The following is a 693-nucleotide window of genomic DNA, read 5'->3' as shown; positions in this document are numbered from 1 at the left end:
GCCTTCATTTTCCTGGAACCACAGCCCCAGAATGTCCCGTGTGCCGTCAGGCAGGATCGCAAGTGCTATGAAGACGGCCTTGTTCGAAACAGTCCCGTCACTGCGGATATTGACCCGGATCGCATCCATGAAGACAATTGGATAGCACGGTTCCAGCGGGCGGTTCTGCCAGGCGGCGACCTCCTCCATCACCGCGTCAGTAATCGCGGAAATGAGGCTCGGCGAGGCCTCAACGCCGTAGATTTCTTCGATATGCCCCTGGATCTCACGGGTCGTCATGCCCCGGGCATACATGCTGATAATCTTGCGGTCGAACTCGGGAAAGCGACGCTGGTATTTGGCAATCAGCAGCGGGTCAAACGTGCCGTTCCGGTCCCGGGGAATATCCAGGACAACCTTGCCGCTCTGCGTGGTCACGGTCTTCTGGCTTCTGCCGTTTCTGCGATTGGGCGACAGGTTGCCCTCGGCAGGAGCGCCATCGGCGCGTTCTTCAGCGAGATGAATGTCCATCTCCGTGCTGAGCGCTCGTTCCGCCAGTGCCTTCGTCAATTCCGAGAGTATGCCGGTCTTACCAAACAGGTCGCCGGGGGAACGTCCTTCCATCAGGCGGTCCAGGAGGTCTTTATCAATGCTCATGCGCGGGCTCCTCTTCGAGCAGGTTATAACCACACCGCACAAAATTCAGGATAGTCC

At 58.2% G+C, this 693-nt stretch carries 1 protein-coding gene; it reads right to left on the bottom strand.

What is annotated here, in order from left to right; all coding sequences use genetic code 11:
• On the bottom strand, positions 1–636 hold a 636-nt coding region (locus AD944_RS00100; protein WP_045543134.1), incomplete at its 3' end, for an IS256 family transposase.
• Positions 637–693 lie beyond the last annotated feature (57 nt).

Origin of the sequence: Acetobacter tropicalis, from assembly GCF_001580915.1 — a bacterium.
GTDB classification, from domain to species: Bacteria; Pseudomonadota; Alphaproteobacteria; order Acetobacterales; family Acetobacteraceae; genus Acetobacter; species Acetobacter tropicalis.
The sequence above is the reverse complement of the archived record's forward strand: the minus strand, read 5'-3'. Positions and strand labels throughout refer to the sequence as shown.